This window comes from Streptomyces sp. APSN-46.1 (genome assembly GCF_022815725.1).
Taxonomy (GTDB): Bacteria; Actinomycetota; Actinomycetes; order Streptomycetales; family Streptomycetaceae; genus Streptomyces.
On sequence record NZ_JALGRF010000001.1, the window covers coordinates 864,685 to 879,762 of the forward strand.

13 protein-coding genes and 3 pseudogenes are annotated in these 15,078 nt (G+C 72.7%); 5 read left to right on the forward strand and 11 right to left on the reverse strand.

Features of this window, described 5'->3' with window-relative positions; all coding sequences use genetic code 11:
• The first annotated feature begins 2 nt into the window (after nucleotides 1-2).
• Together MTF65_RS03905 and MTF65_RS03910 are read left to right on the forward strand one after the other, a co-directional pair.
• Nucleotides 3-2,237 carry a hypothetical protein gene (locus tag MTF65_RS03905; RefSeq protein WP_243626777.1) on the forward strand — a complete coding sequence of 745 codons (2,235 nt, stop codon included), beginning with the start codon at nucleotides 3-5 and terminating at the stop codon, nucleotides 2,235-2,237.
• Nucleotides 2,182-2,472 (forward strand): hypothetical protein, encoded by a 291-nt coding sequence (locus MTF65_RS03910; RefSeq protein ID WP_243626778.1) that lies wholly within the window; start codon nucleotides 2,182-2,184, stop codon nucleotides 2,470-2,472. Before MTF65_RS03905 ends, MTF65_RS03910 begins: the two co-directional genes overlap by 56 nt.
• Nucleotides 2,473-2,524: 52 nt before the next feature.
• On the opposite strand, the gene MTF65_RS03915 is transcribed toward MTF65_RS03910, so the two are convergent.
• The 6 genes and pseudogenes from MTF65_RS03915 to MTF65_RS03940 form a co-directional block, all read right to left on the reverse strand.
• On the reverse strand, nucleotides 2,525-4,159 hold the full coding sequence (locus MTF65_RS03915; protein WP_243626779.1) for an isovaleryl-CoA dehydrogenase: 1,635 nt from the start codon (nucleotides 4,157-4,159) through the stop codon (nucleotides 2,525-2,527).
• Nucleotides 4,143-4,757 (reverse strand): TetR/AcrR family transcriptional regulator, encoded by a 615-nt coding sequence (locus MTF65_RS30140; RefSeq protein WP_279398545.1) that lies wholly within the window; start codon nucleotides 4,755-4,757, stop codon nucleotides 4,143-4,145. Before MTF65_RS30140 ends, MTF65_RS03915 begins: the two co-directional genes overlap by 17 nt.
• Before the next feature lie 73 nt (nucleotides 4,758-4,830).
• Nucleotides 4,831-5,988, reverse strand: coding sequence for an aminotransferase class V-fold PLP-dependent enzyme (locus tag MTF65_RS03925; protein WP_243626780.1), 1,158 nt, complete (start codon nucleotides 5,986-5,988; stop codon nucleotides 4,831-4,833).
• 93 nt (nucleotides 5,989-6,081) lie between these two features.
• Complete coding sequence (locus MTF65_RS03930) at nucleotides 6,082-6,372, reverse strand: SHOCT domain-containing protein (protein WP_243626781.1); 291 nt, start codon at nucleotides 6,370-6,372, stop codon at nucleotides 6,082-6,084.
• A 140-nt stretch (nucleotides 6,373-6,512) separates the two neighbouring features.
• Nucleotides 6,513-7,010, reverse strand: a pseudogene (locus MTF65_RS03935) (response regulator transcription factor).
• Nucleotides 7,007-7,867: pseudogene (locus MTF65_RS03940) on the reverse strand (sensor histidine kinase); the annotation flags it as partial. The pseudogenes MTF65_RS03935 and MTF65_RS03940, both read right to left, overlap by 4 nt.
• A gap of 147 nt (nucleotides 7,868-8,014) precedes the next feature.
• Between MTF65_RS03940 and MTF65_RS03945 the strand changes: the two are divergent.
• Complete coding sequence (locus tag MTF65_RS03945; protein ID WP_243626782.1) at nucleotides 8,015-8,377, forward strand: DUF4180 domain-containing protein; 363 nt, start codon at nucleotides 8,015-8,017, stop codon at nucleotides 8,375-8,377.
• Between the two features lie 464 nt (nucleotides 8,378-8,841).
• On the opposite strand, the gene MTF65_RS03950 is transcribed toward MTF65_RS03945, so the two are convergent.
• From MTF65_RS03950 to MTF65_RS03965, 4 genes and pseudogenes are all read right to left on the reverse strand, one after another.
• The gene (locus MTF65_RS03950) at nucleotides 8,842-9,276 is read right to left on the reverse strand and encodes a MarR family transcriptional regulator (RefSeq protein ID WP_243626783.1); all 435 of its coding nucleotides are present in this window, start codon (nucleotides 9,274-9,276) and stop codon (nucleotides 8,842-8,844) included.
• A pseudogene (locus MTF65_RS03955) lies at nucleotides 9,273-10,425 on the reverse strand (AI-2E family transporter). Before MTF65_RS03955 ends, MTF65_RS03950 begins: the two are co-directional and overlap by 4 nt.
• Before the next feature lie 112 nt (nucleotides 10,426-10,537).
• The gene (locus MTF65_RS03960) at nucleotides 10,538-11,047 is read right to left on the reverse strand and encodes a GNAT family N-acetyltransferase (protein ID WP_243626784.1); all 510 of its coding nucleotides are present in this window, start codon (nucleotides 11,045-11,047) and stop codon (nucleotides 10,538-10,540) included.
• Nucleotides 11,048-11,177: 130 nt separating this feature from the next.
• On the reverse strand, nucleotides 11,178-11,612 hold the full coding sequence (locus MTF65_RS03965) for a nuclear transport factor 2 family protein (protein ID WP_243627301.1): 435 nt from the start codon (nucleotides 11,610-11,612) through the stop codon (nucleotides 11,178-11,180).
• Between the two features lie 105 nt (nucleotides 11,613-11,717).
• Between MTF65_RS03965 and MTF65_RS03970 the strand changes: the two genes are divergently transcribed.
• Both MTF65_RS03970 and MTF65_RS03975 read left to right on the forward strand, forming a co-directional pair.
• Nucleotides 11,718-12,290, forward strand: a complete 573-nt coding sequence (locus tag MTF65_RS03970) for a PadR family transcriptional regulator (protein ID WP_243626785.1) — start codon at nucleotides 11,718-11,720, stop codon at nucleotides 12,288-12,290.
• Nucleotides 12,277-13,086 carry an SGNH/GDSL hydrolase family protein gene (locus MTF65_RS03975; RefSeq protein WP_243626786.1) on the forward strand — a complete coding sequence of 270 codons (810 nt, stop codon included), beginning with the start codon at nucleotides 12,277-12,279 and terminating at the stop codon, nucleotides 13,084-13,086. The genes MTF65_RS03970 and MTF65_RS03975 overlap by 14 nt, the downstream gene beginning before the upstream one ends.
• A 3-nt stretch (nucleotides 13,087-13,089) precedes the next feature.
• Here the strand turns inward: MTF65_RS03975 and MTF65_RS03980 are convergent, their stop codons facing one another.
• The gene (locus tag MTF65_RS03980; protein ID WP_243626787.1) at nucleotides 13,090-14,967 is read right to left on the reverse strand and encodes a serine/threonine-protein kinase; all 1,878 of its coding nucleotides are present in this window, start codon (nucleotides 14,965-14,967) and stop codon (nucleotides 13,090-13,092) included.
• Nucleotides 14,968-15,078: the final 111 nt, after the last annotated feature.

A 15,078-nucleotide genomic window follows, 5' to 3' on the forward strand; every position in this document is an offset into this window, starting at 1 on the left:
ACATGCCAGTCAAGCGGACGGAGTACTTCAACTTCGACACGGGCACGGTCCGGACCGGCGCCACCGTCCATGGCGAGAGCATGATGGACACGGAGGACTACTTCCGGCGGCTCGACGAGGCCCGCGGATCCACCCTGCACACCTGGGGCGTGTCCGGCGGCCTGGGGGTGAGCGCCACCCCCGGGCAGGCGGGCCTGACCGTCCAGGTCGGCACCGCGCTGGACGTCGCGGGCCGGCTGAGCGTGCTGGAGGCCGGCGGGTTCGCCGTCGTGGATCCGAGCGTGGACCCGGATCAGCTGCTGAACATCCCCATCGTGGTGGTCGGCGCCGAAGGGTTGAACCTGAGTACGACGGGAGTCGCCGCCGGCACCCATCTGCTGACCCTGACCTGGCGTGAGGTCCTCGGGGAGACCCGGCTGATCCGGCTGCACGCCCCGTGGCTGCGGCTGGTACCGAGCACCGGTTTCGACGACGTGGGCCGCCAGGTGGTACTGGCCGAGGTGTCCGTCGGAGCCGACGGCTCCGTCTCGGCTCTCGCGCCCGGGCCGCGCCGAGCGGTGGGCGTACCCGTCGAACGGGTGGAGCTGCGTTCCGCGCGGGTCGCGACGGGCTCGGCGACGAGCGTCGGCCAGGGAACGGCGGCGGAGCTGCGGGCCAGGCGCGACGGCGGCGGCCTGGACCTCCTGGTGTTCTCCCCCGACGGCACCGGGCGCACCGCCCTCTCGGCGCACGGGGCCACCGGCCGTGTGAGCATCGGGACGTCGGGGGCGTCGGACACGCACGGGTTGAGGATCTCGTCCCCCACGGCGGGTTCGGGCATCGAGCTGGTGAACGACGACACCGGTCCGGCGTACGGGATGTTCCCGGGGGACGACGGTTCGTGGCATCTCAGGAACGAGGACGACGAGACCGACCTGGTCGTGGTGGACCGCGAGGGCGCCATGGGCATCACGGGCCGGGTGGACGTCTCGGACAGCCTGGGCGTCGAAGGCGACGTGATCGTCTCGGGCTCCGTCGGAATCGCGATCGACGACAGCGTGAACGCCAGCCTGCAAGTCGACGGCAGCGGAGTCCACTCGGGCGGGCAGGCAGGCGGATTCTCCTTCGCCGACCGGGCTTTCGGAGGCTTCGTCGAACAACCCCAGAGCGGGGAACGCTGGCTGTGGTACGCGTTCGACGGCAAGGCGCGGCTGTGGTCGGGAGAGGACCTGGTCTCGATCGGGCACGGCCCGGGAAACGCGCTGGACGTCCGTCGGCGGATGAGGGTGCGCGAAGGCCCCGAGGACACTTCGGCCGGCATCTGGTTCCACCAGAGGATCCCCGACGCGGACCACGCGTTCGTCGGCATGGAGAACGACACCAGCGTCGGCTTCTGGGGCAACACCGGCGGCCAGTGGGGCCTGGTGATGGACACCTCCTCCGGCTTCGTGTCCTGCCGGAACGGTCTGAGCCTCGCCGGGGACGCGCACCTCCAGAACAATCTGCGGGTCCAGGGAGCCGCGATCATCGCGGGAGACGTTTTCACTGGTGACCATTTCGGCCGGCAGGACGGCCCCGCCCAAGCCGTGCTGTTCGGCTCGCGTGTGGGAGACACCGGCGAGGGCATCCTGTTCCTCCGCAGTGGCGGTAACGTGGTCGCGTTCGACGGCACCGACTTCGTCGGGATCGGCACGAGAACACCCCAGTTCAAACTGGACGTGAACGGCGAGATACGTGCCAGGGGCGCGATCCACCAACCCGCCAGCGGGTTCATGATCGACCACCCCCTCGACCCGGGCAACAAGTACCTCAGGCACTCCTTCGTCGAGTCCCCCGAGATGGCGACCTTCTACGACGGCGTGATCGAGACGGACGAGCGGGGTGAGGCGACCGTCGTGCTGCCCGACTATTTCGAGGCGCTGAACCGCGACTTCCACTACCAGCTCACGCCGGTCGGCACGGTGGCCCAGGCGGCCGTGATCAGCGAGATCCGGGACAACACCTTCACCCTGCGCACCGACAAGCCGGGGGTCAAGGTCTCCTGGCAGGTGACCGGAGTCCGCCAGGACGCATGGGCCGAGGCCCACCGCCTCGTGAGCGAGGAAGAAAAGGTGGGCGACGAACGCGAACGCTACCTCCACCCCGAGGAACACGGGCAGCCGAAGAGTCTCGGTCTCGTGCAAGACACGGAAGGTACCGACGATGGACAACTGCCAGAAGTCCGACCCGCTCGACCGGATGCGGGAGCGTCTCGATGAGCTCCGGCGGGACTACCAGAAGGGCCAAGGCCAGTTGCAGCAGCTGATGCGGCAGGAAGCCGAGACCCGTGACGGGCTGCTGCGCGTCAGCGGGGCGATCCGGATCCTGGAGGAAATGCTGCCCGACCCGCCGGACACGGACGGGGCGGCTGCCCAGCCCGAGGGCGCCGACGGCACAGCCGGCCGTGCCGCGACGAACGCGCGTCCCGGACCCCGGGTGATGAGCGTTCCGTAGCGGCGGGCCGGCCGGCCCGCCGGTGTCAGGCGTGTCAGGCGTGTCAGGCGTGTCAGGCGGTGACCGTCCGGGCCCGGGCGAGGATGGCTTCGGTGTCCACGCCCGTCGGCAGGGTGCCGAACGCGCCGCCGTGTTCGCCGCCGAGGCGGGAGGCGCAGAAGGCGTCGGCGATCGCGGCGGGGGCGTGGCGTACCAGGAGCGACGCCTGGAGGACGAGGGCCATGGTCTCGGTGATCTGGCGGGCCCGGTATTCGGCCTCGGCGGGGTCGGCCAGTTGCTTGTGCAGCCCGGACACCGCCGCGTCCAGGTGCCGGTCGGCGCCCGCCGCCCGGCCCACCTCCGCGAAAAGAGCCTCGACGGTCTCCGGCTGCCTGCCCATCGCCCGGAGCGCGTCCAGCGCGGCGACGTTGCCGGATCCCTCCCAGATCGACGACAGCGGGGCCTCCCGGTACAGGCGGGGCATGCCGGAGTCCTCGATGTAGCCGTTGCCGCCCAGGCATTCGAGGGCCTCCGCGGCGTGCGCGGGGGCGCGCTTGCAGACCCAGTACTTGGTCACGGCCAGCCCCAGCCGGCGCAGCTGCGCCTCGTCCTGGTGGCCTTGGGCGACCCGGTCGGTGGCGCCCGCGAGGCGGAGGGCGACGGCCGTGGCGGCCTCGGATTCGAGGGCCAGGTCGGCGAGGACGTTGCGCATCAGGGGCTGGTCGATCAGGGCCCTGCCGAACGCGCGGCGGTGGGTGGCGTGGTGGACGGCGCGGATGGCACCGAGGCGCATGCCGGACGCCCCGCCGAGCACGCAGTCGAGACGGGTCATGTTGACCATCTCGATGATGGTCGCGACCCCGCGCCCTTCCTCCCCGACCAGCCAGCCGAACGCCTCGTCGTACTCGATCTCGGCGGAGGCGTTGGAGCGGTTGCCCAGCTTGTCCTTGAGGCGCTGGAGGAACAGCCGGTTTCGGCTGCCGTCCGGCAGCACGCGCGGCAGCAGGAAGCAGGACAGCCCGCCCGGTGCCTGCGCCAGGGTCAGGAACACGTCCGACATGGGAGCGGAGGTGAACCACTTGTGCCCGGTCAGGCGGTAGGTGCCGTCGGGGGCCGGGACCGCGGTCGTCGTGTTGGCGCGTACGTCGGAGCCGCCCTGCTTCTCGGTCATCGACATGCCGGCGATCAGCCCGCGCTTGGTCTCCGGCTGCCGGAGCCCGAAGTCGTACGTGCGCGAGGCGAGCAGGGGTTCCAGCCGGTCCGCGAGCTCCGGCGTGGCGCGCAGCGCGGGCACCGCCGCGTACGTCATGGATATCGGGCAGGAGTGGCCCGCCTCGACCTGTCCCCAGACGAGGAATTTCGCCGCCCTCGCGACGTGCGCGCCCGGCTGGGCCTCCGCCCAGGGCGCGGCGTGCAGCCCGTGGGAGACGGCGGTCCGCATCAGCTCGTGCCAGTAGGGGTGGAACTCCACCTCGTCGACGCGGTGTCCGTAGCGGTCGTGGGTGCGCAGCACCGGCGTGTTCTCGTTGACCAGGCGTCCCCACTCCGCGGCCTGCTCGGACCCCGCGAGGACGCCGAGCCGGTGGATCTCGGGTACGGCCCATTCGGCGCCCTCGCGGGCCACCGCCTCCAGCAGGGCCGGATCGGCGGCCGCGTCATAACCGTGGTGCGGCGGAACCTGGTTGGTGACCTCATGAGTCTGCGGCATCGTGTCCTCCAAGGGCACGCAGGGTGAAGGTGATCAGTCCGGGGATGACGTCGCGGGGGTCCGCGTCACCGTCGGCGAGCGGCCCGACGAGCGCTTCGGCGATCGCGCCGACGAGCGCGGCGGCCGTCAACTCGGCGGACTGCGGGGGAAGTTCCCCGGCGGCCACGCCCGCGGCGATCTGCTCGGCGTACACATCGCGGAACGCCCGCCGGAAGACGAGCCGTTCGGTGTCGACGGCCGAATCGGCGGGCTCCGCGAGCAGGGCGAAGGCCCGGCGGGGCGCCTGGAGGGCCCTGGAGGCGAAGGTCTCCACGGCGGCGGCCACGCGCCCGGCGGCGGTTCCGGGGCGGTCCGTCGAGGCGGCCACCGCTTCCAGCTCCCGTGCCACCAGGGTCCGGAACAGGTCGGCGGCCAGCTCGGACTTGCTGGCGAACGACTGGTACACGCTGCCGGTGGAGATCCCGGCCTCGGCCGCGATCGCGGCGACGGAGCACCCGCCGTACCCCTCGCGGGAGAGCAGTCGGACGGCGGCCTCCAGCACCCGCTCACGCCGGGCGTCGAGGCGGGCCTGCACGGCTGGGGGTCGTCGGTAGGGCATACGAAGAATTGAAGCACTGATTCAGTGCTTCACGCCAGACCCGGAACGGACCCGGGTGGGGAATCCCGGGTGGTCACGCGTGGCCGGACGCCCTTCCGGCCCGGCCGAGCACCGTGTCCAGTACGCCGAACAGCCGGTCGATGTCCTCGTCGGTGGTGTGGAGGTGAGGGCTGATACGGATCGCCGTGCCACGGGCTCCCACGAACACGCCGGACTCTTCCAGCGCCGGCACCACGCGCCCCCGGACCCCTTCGGGGACGGTGATGCCGAGCATGTGCGGACCCCGGGGGTGCGGGAAGGGCAGATCCCGCCCGGCGGCCTCCGCCGCGATGCGGTCCGTGATGTTCGCCAGCGCGTCCGCGACCCCGGGGACCGTCCACGCGGTCAGCTGCCTCAAGGCGGCGACGGCCATGGGGGTGAGTTCGAAGGCCGTGCGTCCGCCCACGTCGAAGCGCCGCGCCCCTGGCTGGTAGGTGTCGCGGTAGTCGACGAGCCGGGCGAAATCCTGGGCGTCCTCGCGCAGGATCCAGTTCTCCTCCAACGGCCGGCCCCCGTGATGGGCCGCGTCCACGTACAGGTAACCGAGCCCGAACGGCCCGAGAAGCCATTTGTAGCCGACGCTGACCAGGAAGTCGGGCCGCAGGCCGCTCACGTCGAGGGGCATCGCTCCCGCCGACTGGCTCGCGTCGATGACCAGGGCGGCGCCGACCGCGCGGGTGGCCTCGGCGATCCGGTCCAGTTCCAGCGACGCGCCGTCGGTCCAGTGCACCTGGGGCACCGAGACCACGGCCACGCTCTCGTCGAGCCGTTCCAGGACCGCCTCGGTCCACGTCTGCCCGGGCCCGCGCTCGACAGTGAGCATCGACGCACCCGTGCGCTCCGTGAAGCGCCGCCAGGTGTAGACCCCGGACGGGTACTCACCCGCCAGTACGAGGACGCGGCTCCCGGCGCGCGCGCTCAGGTTGGCGGCGGCGACCGCGAGGCCGTAACTGGTCGCCGGTACCAGGGCGATGTCATCGGCGGTGGCCCCGATGAGCCCGGCGAACAGTCCTCTGCGCTCTTCCGCCCCGGTGAACCAGTCGTCGCCCCGGATCAGCCAGGGCCGCGCCCGCCGCGCCAGGGCCTCGCCGCCGGCCGCCAGCCCCGCCCGCAGCGTCGGGGCGAGGCTGGCCGTGTTGAAGTAGGCGATCCCGTCGGGGATGTCGAACAGCTCCCTGGCTCCGGCCGTCATCCGGGGACTCTGGGGACTCCAGGGACTCTCACTCTTTGGCATGCGCTCATCATGCAACAGCCGGCGGCTCCCACCGGGTTGCCATGCCCCGGCTCAGCCGACGCCGCCCTTGCCCTCCGGTAAGGTCCGGCCGAACTGCTCGTCAAGGACCGACAGCCGACGCCAGTACTCGTCCTCGCCGATCTCGCCGGAGGCGAAGCGCCGGCCCAGAGTGCTCTCCGTAGGACCCGCCCGGCGCGGCCCACGGGCCGCGCGACCGTCGACCAGCCGGCCGCGCCACACCGTGCGGCGCAGGAGCGTGACGGCGCCGATGACGACCGCCGCCCAGATCAGCGGGAGGAAGAGGATCCACGGGCCGGGCCCGTCGTACGCCAGGGCGTTCATCTCGTTCAGCTCCTGGGAAGCGGTGTGATCCGTTCACCACGAGACTCGCTCCGGGAGGGGGCCCGGGTCGTCGTACAGCCGGAGGCGGTACGGGTAACCCGGCGGGAGTACGCCCGGCCGGGACGGCGGCCCGGCCGGGTTCAGCCGAGCCAGCCGGGGCGCACGAGGCCGGACTCGTAGGCCAGTACCACCAGTTGGGTCCGATCGCGGGCGCCGAGTTTGACACTCGGCCATCAGGCGGCGGGTCACCCCGGGCGAGAGCAGCGCGTCACCCGCGACCACCGCGCGTACCGCACGCAGGAGTTCCTCCGGCTCGGTGTCCTTGACGAGGAATCCGGACGCGCCCGACCGGATCGCCTCGAACACATACTCGTCGGGGTCGAAGGTGGTCAGCATGACCACCTTGACCGAGCCCAGTGTGCGTCCTCGGTGATCGTGCGGGTGGCGGCCAGACCGTCGAGGACCGGCATCCGGATGTCCATCAGGGCGATGTCCGGGCGCAGGGCGCGCACCCGGCGCACGGCCTCGGCCCCGTCGGCCGCCTCGCCCGCCGCCTCGATGTCCGGCTGCGCGTCGAGCAGCGCCCGGAAGCCGGCCCGGACCAGGTGCTGGTCGTCGGCGAGCAGTACGCGGATCACTCGCCCTCCTCCCGTACGGCGTCCCCGAGCGGGAGCCGGGCCACGACCCGGAATCCGCCGTCCGGGCGGGGACCGGCTTCGATCGTGCCACCGAGGGCGGCGACCCGCTCGCGCATCCCGATCAGCCCGCTGCCGCTGCCGCCGGCGTCCGAGCCGGTGGCGGGCCCGCCGTCGTCGACGCGCAGCTCCAGCATGCCGGGACACCGGATGACGCGGACCCTGGCCGTCCGCGAGCCCGAGTGGCGCACCACGTCGGTGAGCGCCTCCTTGCTGGCCGCCTTGGTGGTGCTGAGCGCCGTACGGGCCTGCTCGGGGTCCGTGTCGAGCAGGGCCAGGCCCACGCCGGCCTGGACGTGGATCACGGAGATGCCGTGGGCCAGTACGTCGTGCAGCTCGCGGGCGATGCGCAGCCGCTCCTCGTCCACGCGGCGCCGCTCGGCCCGGTCGCGGGCCCACTGCTCGCGCCGTGCGCGGACCACCTCGGAGAAGGCGAGTACGGCGATCACCCAAGCGGTGACACCGCCCTCCGTCCCCCAGGCCTGCGGGCCGTCGCCGGGCGGCGGAAGCCACCGGTACAGCCAGTGCCCGATGAGCAGGTGCCCGGCCCAGGGCAGGCCCGCGGCGGCCCAGACGGCATAGCGGCGGCCCGCGACGACGGCGGCCAGGCAGGCCAGGCAGGCCAGGCAGGCCAGGGCCACACTGACGAAGACTGGGGCGTAGGGGGATCCGCCGGCGAGGTAGGCCAGGGTGACGGTGCAGACGCCGTAGAGGACGGGCACCGGGTGGCGGTGGCGCAGGATCAGCAGGGCGGGGCCGAGCGGCAGGAGAAGCCGTGCGAGTGCGTCGAGCGGCTCCCGCCGTGCGACGTCGGTGTCGTCCGCCGGGCGGCGCGGTCGGTCGTACTCCCCGCGGAGTACGCGGCTTGGGCTTGCGCGGTGCCCAGCCCCCCGCGGTCCGCGAAACCCCGTCGCCCGTGCCCGGGAACGCGGTTAGCCTTGGCCGCCATGAGCACCCTGCAGACGATCCACGACGTCCCGGTCCTGATGTGCGCCCCCGAGGGCGAGCCCATCGGCGGCGAACGCGACGTCCTGGATCTCATCGGCAACGCCGGGTACCAGGGTGCCGAGTGGGTCGTCATCCCGGCCGGACGGCTCGACGACGCGTTCTTCCGGCTCCGTACCCGCGTCGCCGGCGACATCGTCCAGAAGTTCGTCAACTACCGCCTGGGGCTCGCGGTTCTCGGCGACATCTCCCGGCACACGGAGGCCAGTTCGGCGCTGCGCGACTTCGTCGGCGAGTGCAACCGCGGGCGGCAGACGTGGTTCCTGGCCGACGTCGAGGAGCTTGGGCAGCGGCTGAGCGGCTGAACCGCCGATCGGCCGAATCCCGGGGCGCCGGGGGAAGGGAGCGAGGTCGGGCTCGATCCAGCCTGTCTTCGCCCGCGGGGAGGCCAGCGTGGACGGACGGTAGAAGCGGGCTGTCAGGAGTCGCTTGTCGAGCAGGGCGGGGTGGTGGGCAGCGAACGCGGCGAAGTCGTCCTCGTCGTGTTCGGCCGCGTGGTGGCCGACCAGCTCCACCCAGGCCCGGCTGACGGTCGCGTGGTATTTCTGCGGCGCCCCCGCGTAGCGGGCGGTGCGCTGGATGCCCTCGCTGACCAGGCCGACCGCCGCCGGCACACCGACCCGCCGCACGGCCAGCCACGTCAGATGGACATGTTCCCGGTGACCGAACCGCTCGGCAGCCGCCATCACTTCGGCCATCAAGGCTCCGAAGTCGGGCGCATCGGGCGCATCGGCCGCGGGAGCGGGATGAGCGGGAGCGGGATGAGCGGTCATGAGGGCACCTCCGTCAGGGCTCGCAGGGCAGCGCGCAGGGCAGCGATCGCGTCCGCCGGCAGGCCGTCGAGCGCGCGATGCTCCAGGCTGGAGATGGCCCGTCGGATCGTGGTGGCGGTCAGCTGTCCGGAGGCGGTGAGTTCGATGAGCACCGCACGGCGGTCTCCCGGGCGGGCGCCGCGGGTGATGTGACCGCGTCGTTCCAGCCGGTCCAGGACGCTGGTCAGCGTGCTGGGGCGGGTGCCCACGGCCGCGCCGAGTTCGGACACGGTCCGGCCTCGGCCGTCGGCCAGGTTGGCCAGTGCGTTGATCTCGGAGGCGGTCAGGTCCAGGTCGACAAGCTCTGCGGCGAGCACTTGCAGGGTGGCGTGGGTGGCCCGCTGCAGAGCGAGCAGGGCCGACCACTCAGATGACACGGATTCGGACTTCACGATTTCGCATCATACGATTTCGTACTACCTGCCGCAAGGCGAGGGCGCAGGGCCTGGCGGACGGACCAGAGCACCGATACGAGGGGGGACGGCGACCAGGGCGCCCAGCACCCCGGCGGCGATGGCCCCGGCGATCACCGACAGCGCCACCACCACCGGGTGCAGGCTGACGGCCCGGCCCATCACGAGCGGGTGCAGCAGATGCCCCTCGATCTGTCCGATGACCACGATCAGCGCGATCACCAGGGCCGCCACGAGCGGGCCCTTGGCGGCCAGCGCGACCACGGCGGCCACCGCGAGGGCGACCGGGGAGCCGATGAGCGGGATGAAGGCGGCGAAGAACTCCAGCAGCGCGAGCGGCACCGCCAGTGGAACGCCGAGCAGGGAGAGCGCGAGCCCCACCAGGACGGCGTTGGTGGCGGCCACGAGCACGATGCCGCGGGTGTAGCCCGTGAACGTCCGCCATGCCGCGCGCCCGGCGACCGCCACCCGGTCCGCCGCGCGCGGGGAGAACTGCCCGCAGATCCACCTCCACTGCCGGTCGCCCGAGTGGATGAAGAAGACCGAGCAGAAGAGCCCCAGGAAGGCCACCGTGAACACCACCACGAGGCGGCCGGCCCCGCTGACGGCGGTGCTGAGCAGCGTTGCGCGGTGGGGCGAGAGGTAGTCGCCGATCCGGGACCGCACATCGGTCAGCACCCGCGGGTCCAGGCGGAAGGGAGGTTTCTCCAGCCACCGCTGGATCCGGCCGAGTCCGTCCCTGAACTCCCCCACCAGCGTGGCCCACTCCCCCGCCACGGCCTCCCCTACGAGCGCCAGCACGCCCAGTACGAGAACACCGCTGCCGATCAGCGCGCAGGCCACGGCCGGCCCCCGGGGCACGACCCTGGCCAGGAGGTCGGCCACCGGCCGGAGCAGGGCCGTCGCCACCAGGCCGAGGAAGACGGCGACCGCGATTTCGTGGAACTCGCCCAGGGCGGCGAAGACCGCGTACACCGCGGCGCCCACCACCAGGAGCCGCCAGGCGTACGCGGCGGCCGTGCGCAGGAGCGGCGAGACCGCCGGGGCCCGCCGGGTGCGGGCGCCCGGTTCCCGGCGGCGCGGGCGCGCGGACCGGCGTACCGGCCGCGCCACGATTCGCCGGGTCATGTGCGGCCGCACCTCCGAGGCGTGTTCCCCCAGGAGGTACCACGCCCGGCCACCCACCCCACCTGTTGCCGGTGATATCCACCCAACGGCCTCACGGGGTGGGCGGTCCGCGTCAGGCAGCGCCCAGCGCCACCCGCCAGTCGTTGCTCGCGTGCCAATGACCCGGCGGGTACTCGAACCGGGTCTCGCCGAGCAGTGTGAACCCGGCGGCGCGGCAGACGGCGTTGGACGCCGGATGATCGACGGACGGGAAGGCGTGCAGGTGGCGGCGCGTGCCGTGGGTTCTCGCGTGGGCTATGACCGCTCGGGCGGCCTGCGCGGCGAGGCCGCGGCCCTGGAACTCGGGGAGGACGCCCCACCCGGTCTCGTAGACCTCCTCGTCGCGCCAGACGCGCTCCCAGAAGCCGATCGTGCCCACGGTCTCGCCCCCGGCCACGACGCGGAACATCCGTCCGGCGGCGGGCTCCCTGGCGCTCAGGGCCAAGTACCGCTGATGCCGGTCCTTGAGTTTGGCATCGGTTTCCGGCCCGCCGAGGTGCTCGGTCATGACGGGCTCGTTCTTGCGCGGCAGAAGCCAGAAGTCGCCGTCGGCCCAGGGCTCAAGTCGTACGTGGTTCTCCATGGGACCACGGTAGAGAAGGGGTCTGACATACGGCATCCCGGTGCGCGGACCTCGCGCGGGCCACCGGGCAGGAGTTCACACCGGACCCGGCGGACCCGGCGGGCGCGGCGGGCGCGGCGGGAGTGAGGGGTCAGCGCTCCGATGGTGTCGGGACCAGTCCGTCGGCGATCAGGCCGGTGAGGACCGCTTCGCCCAGGGCCCGCACGGCGGACTGGGGGCGGACCATCACCGTGAACTCCTTGATCCGGCCGTCCTCGTCGAAGTGCAGCAGGTCGATGCCGTGGATCTGCTTGCCGTTCACGGTGGCCCGGAAGGGCAGGACCGCCGAGGGGGCCTCGGCGCCGTCGGCGCTGGTCTCGGCCGCGCCGTCGTAGTGCCCGATGTAGCGGATGTCCTCGAAGACGCGCAGCAGCACTCCGAAGAGGCCCAGCACCATCGGCTTGCCCTCGAAGGGCGTGAACGTCACGGGACTGTAGAGGCGGATGTCCTCGGTGAACAGGCCGTCCAGGGCGGCGAGATCCCTGCTGTCGACGGCGGCGCGGAATCGGTCTGCTGCGGTCACGATGCTCCTCCATGGCCAGGAAGACGAGTAGTCATGATGGTGAGTAGTCATCATCATGACTATCATGGTGGGCGTGGTCATGGACAGAGTCGGGAAGGAGGTGCCGTCGTGGCTTTGAGGCATGCGGTGCTCGCGGCGTTGCTGGACGAGGAGCTCAGCGGGTACCAACTGGCCAAGTCGTTCAGTCTCGGTGTGGCGAACTTCTGGCACGCGCAACCGCAGCAGCTGTACGCCGAGTTGAGCCGGCTGGAGAGCGACGGTCTGATCGCGGGCCGGGAGGTGGTCCAGGACACCCGGCCCAACAAGCGCCTGTTCAAGGTCACCGCCGCCGGACTGGCCGAGCTGGAGCGGTTCACGGCGGCCGCCGCCAAGCCCTCGTTCATGCGTGACGACCTGCCCGTGAAGGTCCAGGCCGCCGACCACGTCGACACCGGCGAACTGATCAACCAGCTCGCCGAGCGCGCCGCCTTCGCCCAGACGAAGATCGACCTGTTCGAGCGCCTGTTGCAAACGATGCGGGGCGAGAGCGGCGAGGAGGAGTTCCTGCGCCACGGCGAGCGCGTCGGCCCGTATCTGACCTGCCTGCGCGGCCTCGCCTTCGAGCAGGGCAACCGGGACTGGTGCGAACGCGCGATCACCGTCCTGCGCGAGAGGAAGGCTGCCGCCCATGACCGGCACTGAACAGCGATCGTTCCCGGGGACCAGCCTGCGGTACGTGGCCCTGGGCGACAGCCAGACCGAGGGGGTCGGCGACGGCGACGACACCGCGGGCCTGCGGGGGTACGCCGACCGGCTCGCCGAGTCGCTCGCGCGGCACAGCCCCGGCGTCCGGTACGCCAACCTGGCCGTACGGGGCCGCCTCGCGGGGCAGGTCCGCACGGAGCAGCTCGCGCCCGCCCTGGCCCTGCGCCCCGACCTGGCGACGGTGGTCGCCGGGGTCAACGACCTGCTGCGTCCCCGGTTCGACGCCGACGGGGTCGCCGGCCACCTGGAGGCGATGTTCGCGGCGCTCACCGCCCAAGGCGCGCGCGTCGCGACCGTCACCTTCCCCGACGTCGCACGGATCACCCCGATCGCCCGCCCGTTGAGCTCCCGCGTCACCGCGCTGAACCACCGCATCCTGCGGGCGGCGGACCGGCACGGCGTCGCCGTCGCCGAGACCTCCGGCCACCCGGTGGTCACCGATCCACGGCTGTGGGCCGCGGACCGGCTCCACGCCGGGCCGCTCGGCCACGAACGGATCGCCGCCGCCCTCGCCCACACGCTCGGCCTGCCCGGCAGCGACGACTCCTGGACCCGGCCCCTGCCCGGCCCGCCCGCCGCCGTCCTCGCGGGGTGGCGGGGCGTCGCCGGGGAGGTGCGATGGGTCGCCTCCTTCGCCGGCCCCTGGGTGGGCAGACGCCTGCGCGGCCGCTCGTCCGGCGACGGCCGCGCGGCCAAGCGCCCGCAGCTGCTCCCCGTAGAGGCCGGCGACTGAGCGTCAGCTGCCCGAACGCGCGCCGACGGCGTTGCGCCAGACGGTCACGTCCAGGGTCAGGTACTTACTGGGCGAGTCCTCGGCGGAGAAGCCCTGGACGGTCACCAGGCCCAGGTGTCCCGAGCCGGTGGTGACGCAGATCTGGCGCCCCTTCGAGAGCTTGTTCACGTAGATGTTCGAGGCGAACCGGGTCTCCGCGCGGCAGGTGGCGAGCGATCCCTCCTGTCCCGGATCGAGCAGCACCATGTTCCCGCCCGTGGTTTCGGCGTCGAGGTATCCGCCGGTGTCGTAGGAGAGTTCGTAGCCGCCGTCCTCGCCCGGCTGGGGCCGGACGGTGTCGTCGCCGAGGGTGAGGTGGTAGCCGGCGGTGAGGTTGATGCCCTTGTGGTCGGCGGGCGCCGGATCGGGCTTGGCGCTCTGCTTCGGGGCCGCCTCCCCGCCCGTGCCGCCGCTCTTCTGCTTGCCCGGCGACGCACTACTGCCGCCCTGCGGCTGCTGATGCGCCTGGTTCGACCCCGCGCCCTTCTCCTCGTTCTTGAGCAGGACGTACGCCGTACCGCCGCCCGCGATACCGAAGACGAGCGCGACGGCTACGGCGATGACCGCGCCCCGCTTGCCCCGGCTCTTCGGGGGCTGCTGCGTGGGCGGCATGGGGTGCCCGGGGTAAGCGGGGGCGGGAGCCGGGGTGTGGGGGGAGGCCTGGGTCGGGGCGTACGCGTGGGCGTGGGCGGGGGCCGGAGCCGGGACCGGGGCGCGGTACGGCTGGGGCTGGGGCTGCGGAGGCTGCGGGGGCTGGTACGCCGGGGCCGGACCGTAGCCGGGGGGCGGCGTGGCCGGGGTGGCCGGCGCGGTGGGCGCGTAGGCCGGGGCCACCGGCGTGGTCGGCGAGTAGGCCGGGGCGGGGGCGGCAGCGGTCGGGGCGACGGTCGGGGGCGGCGGGGCCTGGACCGGGGCGGGGGCCGCCGTGCGCGCCGTGATGTCGGCGGAGACCGCGCCGGGCAGCCAGTCCTCGGGGCGGCGCAGCACCGTCTCCGCGTTCGCGGACTGGCACAGCGCGATGATCTCGGCGATCGAAGGCCTGGCGTCGGGGTCCTTGGCGAGGCAGCGGGTGACCAGCTCCCGCAGCCGCTCCGGGACGCCGGTGAGGTCGGGCTCCTCGTGGACGATGCGGTAGAGCACGCCGTGCGAGGTCCCCTCGCCGAACGCCGGAGTTCCCGTCGCCGCGTACGCCGCGACCTGGCCGAGGGCGAAGATGTCGGTGGCCGGGGTGACCCTGCTCCCCGCGGCCTGCTCGGGGGCCATGAACGAGGGGGTGCCGATGGTGACTCCGCTGCCGGTGAGCGAGGTCGCGTCGGCGGCGTAGGCGATGCCGAAGTCGATGACGCGGGGCCCGTCCGCGGCGAGCAGCACGTTGGACGGCTTGAGGTCGCGGTGCACGATGCCCGCGCCGTGGATGACGTGCAGGGCCTCGGCCATGCCGGCGATGAGCAGCAGTACCGCCTCGACGGGCAGCGCCCCGTGCGCGACGACGGCGTCGGCGAGCGAGGGGCCGGGCACGTACGCCGTGGCGAGCCAGGGCTGGGTGCCGTCGGTGTCGGCGTCGATGACGGGCGCGGTGAACAGGCCCTGCACCCGCTGCGCGGACCGCACTTCCTGGGCGAACCGGCGGCGGAACTCGGGGTCCTCGCCGAATTCGGGGCGGATCACCTTGATGGCCACGGGCCGTCCGCCGGGCGTGTACGACAGGTACACCTTGCCCATACCGCCCGCGCCGAGCTTGGCGGCGAGCCGGTATCCGGCGATGGTGGTGGGGTCGTCTCCCGCGAGCGGCTGGAATACCTGAGAGGCACTGCCCCGGTCCGGCTGCTGCTGACCACTCATCAACTCACGTCTCCCACCGCAGAACACATCGATATCGAACGGCACCCTACCCAACCCGGCCGACCGGTTCTCGCCGTCCCGGGATGCCGAACCGCGTCCGCGAGGCCGGGT